At 51.3% G+C, this 3277-nt stretch carries 3 protein-coding genes; all 3 read left to right on the top strand.

Annotated elements, in window-relative coordinates:
• The first annotated feature begins 147 nt into the window (after positions 1 to 147).
• Genes NW858_RS09430 through NW858_RS09420 form a run of 3 tightly spaced genes read left to right on the top strand, consistent with a single transcriptional unit; the run spans position 148 to position 3091 of the window.
• Positions 148 to 915 (top strand): hypothetical protein, encoded by a 768-nt coding sequence (locus NW858_RS09430; RefSeq protein ID WP_414369146.1) that lies wholly within the window; start codon positions 148 to 150, stop codon positions 913 to 915.
• Positions 912 to 1862, top strand: coding sequence for a hypothetical protein (locus NW858_RS09425; RefSeq protein WP_414369148.1), 951 nt, complete (start codon positions 912 to 914; stop codon positions 1860 to 1862). Before NW858_RS09430 ends, NW858_RS09425 begins: the two co-directional genes overlap by 4 nt.
• A complete protein-coding gene (locus tag NW858_RS09420) occupies positions 1835 to 3091 on the top strand; it encodes a BREX system ATP-binding domain-containing protein (RefSeq protein ID WP_414520363.1) in 1257 nt (418 codons plus the stop codon). Before NW858_RS09425 ends, NW858_RS09420 begins: the two co-directional genes overlap by 28 nt.
• The last annotated feature ends 186 nt before the right edge of the window (positions 3092 to 3277 follow it).

The following is a 3277-nucleotide window of genomic DNA, read 5'->3' as shown; positions in this document are numbered from 1 at the left end:
ATGCTAGGGGAGCGCTTCCTCGCCATCGGCCCTTACACCCGCCTGGAGGTGGAAGGGGAGCTGCGCATGCCCTGAGCAATTCAACCGGGGCTGAGTCTTGCATCTCATTCCCTGGCAGTGCTACCTTGTCAAAAAATTGGAAGAAAAATGTTTGAGGGGTCTTTCAAAGCTCTTGACGGCGAGCTGGCCAGCTTGGTTGAGCTAACTAAGAAAGTGACGAAAGCGGTAGGCAGTGCCCAAGCTGCTAGCAGAAGGGGAGATCTCCAAGCAGTAAACCGCCAGGTAGAAAGCTGTGGCTCTGCCCTCAACAAAGCTCTCTCCCAAGTGGAGCTGGTGAGGCGAGCTCTTGAACAAGCCCAGCAAGCTTTGTCCACCTCCTCCCTCGAAGACCTGGCCCGCGAAGTGGGGGAACGGGTAGACCAGCCCTGGCTTCCTACCGAGAATCCCAACATTTTTGTGGCCTTTCCTGCCTTAGTGCACTTTGCCAGAGAGGGGGTACGTATCGACCGCAAGATTTTCCGATCCCAGCGGCCCAGTGCTATTGCTGAGGCGATCAAGCGAGCAAGAGCCGCCAAGAGCAAAGAGACTGATCCCCAGGCTGTCCTTCAGCTCATTTGGAAGGCAGCAAGAATTGCGTCAGGCTACCTGAGAAAGCGTGTGGAGCAACTGCCTAACTCCATAAGTGTAGCTGCGCGAGATGTCTTCGATGTTCTCCACCTCAATAACTCAGACTACACAGAAGCAGAATTTACGCGACATCTTTACCTTCTAGATCGAAACCCAATCAACAATGTGGATGGCTATCGCTTGATCTTCTCTGCATCTACAGGCACGCGCTCAGGTCGCTGCTATCGCATTCGCGATGAACGCGGTGAGGAACATATTTACTATCTTTTGGAGTTTGAGCGTCTATGAGTGGGGAAACCCAGAGTCGTCCACAGCTTGATTTATGGCTGCGTTGTCTTGAGAAAGACTACCTGGGATCCTTCATCCCTGCGGGTGGTGCAACCGTCAAGCTAGCTGTCGTCCCAAAAGATTCCTACTCCCGCCTTTACAAATCTCTTCGGGAAAAGCTATCTCTTTCTTCTTTTCGGCTTTTTGATCTAAGCGAAGAGTGCATCAATCTACATTCAATTGAGAATTTTTGGTTTGCCCTTGCTCAGAAGGTAAACTGGGAATCTTTTGCCAGAGAACTGCGCTATAGCATTCTCAGAAAAATTGAATATTCCCCCAGCTCAGAACTTCAAGACTGCACTTTAGAGGAACTGGCAGAGCTTTACCAGGTTGAGGCCCGCGAGATCAACATACAGTTCCAGCGAGAAATTAAGAAGCTGATTTTTCAGGACTACTCTCTGGCTCTCGACTTTCGCAAGGCTATTTCCCGTCTTATCTACGAGCCTCTCCAAAGTCCAGGCACTCTAGAAGGTTTGTGCCTTGCGGTTCAGGAGTGGCTCAAAGGCACACTGAAATCTATTAGTCAAGTGCGTGGGGCAGCTATTTTTCGAAGGATTGATAGGACAAATTCTCGAGAGATCCTACTTTCTTTTCTGAGGCTTTTCACGCGCCAGCTCGGTTGCACAGCAATTCTTGTCAGTCTATTTCATTACTACGAGCGAAGAGAAAATGGACGTCCAATCTTCACTCGTAGGCAAATTATTGAGCTTTACGAAACCTTGCGAGAGTTTATCGATGCAGAGAGTAAGCTTGAGAAAACAGCTCTAATCTTCATGGCTCCTCCAGAGTTCATTGAATCAGAACTTTTGTCCTACCATAAGTACCGGGCCTTGCAAACTCGAATTGAGAACGAGGTATATTCTCCCGATCATCCCAATCCTTGTACAACTATGGTTCAACTTCAATGAGCGCATCACTTGTAGCCCGACGAGCGATTGAAGCGCTGCGAAACGGTGTTCCCAATCCATTTGCGGTTGCAGAACTTGGCTCTTGGCAACAAGAGGTCGAAGAGAAGTTTTGGGAATTATGCAACGCCCCCAGCTTAGAGCCTGGGGGGATGCTCGTGAAGGGGGACTTTGGAACTGGTAAGTCTCATCTTCTACTAACTCTGCAGGAAAAAGCAAAGAAGCAGGGTTTTGCCACCTCGTTGGTCGTCATCTCTAAAGAGCTGCCTCTTGGCAATCCTAGTCGCCTAATTCCCCGCATTCTTGCCGAAATCGAACTCCCTGACATGGCTGAGCGCGGGCTCCAAGGCATTGCAGGTCGTCTGCAGTACAAACAGCCTTCTTTCCAGGAGTTCCAGCTTTGGGTTAACCAATGGCGATTTGGAGAGGGCTGGTGGCCGTCTACTCTAGCTTTACACCAAAGGCTAGAGGGTGACGATGAGAAACTAGATGCTATTGTCCGCTTTTGGGCCGGTGAACCCACCCTGAGGCTCTCAGAGGTGCGGCAGAGACTTCGGGATCACGGTCTGGCAGGGGCTCACTCCGTCGGCAAGCTACCTCCTGCGGAAAGTCTGCACTGGCAGCGCCTGGCTTTTTCTGCTCAGCTATGTCGGGCCATAGGGCTCAGGGGCTTGGTGGTTTTGGTGGATGAGATCGAGCTGATTGCACAGTACAGCATCCTGCAACGGGTCAAGTCCTACCGCGTTCTTGGCCACTTGTTTGGCAAGGAAACTTTACCTGAAGAACTAAAAGCAGCTCCGCTGATTCTAGTGGGAGCAGTAACCCGCGACTTTGAGCAGTCTATCTTGCAGGAAAAAGGGGATTGGGAGAAGGCACCTGAGATGGCGCGCCAGAAGCATGTTTCTGAAGAAGCTGTAAAGGCCGGCATGGAGGCCATTCGGCGGGCTATCCCCCTCCGCTCCTGTTCGGAAGCTCAGGAGGCCATTCAAGCGATGTTGCGCAAGGTGGCGGATCTCTACCAGAAGGCCTACCCTGATTGGGTACGGCCATCACTGCCCGAGATTCCTCCTCTTTACAGCACAACTACCGTGCGGTCAATTATTCGTCGCTGGATTACTGAGTGGGATGTGCGCCGGTACTACAACCCCACCGATAAAGTTCAGATTGAGGAAGACGAAGCGACTGGACACACCCCTACGGAAGAGATCCAAGAACTGGAAGAAGAAGCTTAAGCAAGCCTAGGTGCTCCTCAAAGTTGTCTGAGTTTAGCTTAATCGGCGGGAAGCTCCGCACTGTATTGGTGAATTGTGTTGACTCAAGAGCCAATCAGTGTCGGGATGAAAGCCGTTCGTCCTACACTTGAGGAGAACAAGTTAAATCTCTGGAGAGTTTCCCGCCGTGGGTCGCACGGTGGCCGC

This window comes from Synechococcus sp. H55.10 (assembly GCF_047502715.1).
Classification (GTDB): domain Bacteria; phylum Cyanobacteriota; class Cyanobacteriia; order Thermostichales; family Thermostichaceae; genus Thermostichus.
Note: the sequence above shows the minus strand (reverse complement) of the source record. Positions and strands in the feature narration are given on the sequence as shown.

Bases quoted from the DNA above. Each gene is read 5' to 3' on its own strand.
- NW858_RS09430 (WP_414369146.1), top strand. From the start codon at position 148: ATGTTTGAGGGGTCTTTCAAAGCTCTTGACGGCGAGCTGGCCAGCTTG.
- NW858_RS09425 (WP_414369148.1), top strand. From the start codon at position 912: ATGAGTGGGGAAACCCAGAGTCGTCCACAGCTTGATTTATGGCTGCGT.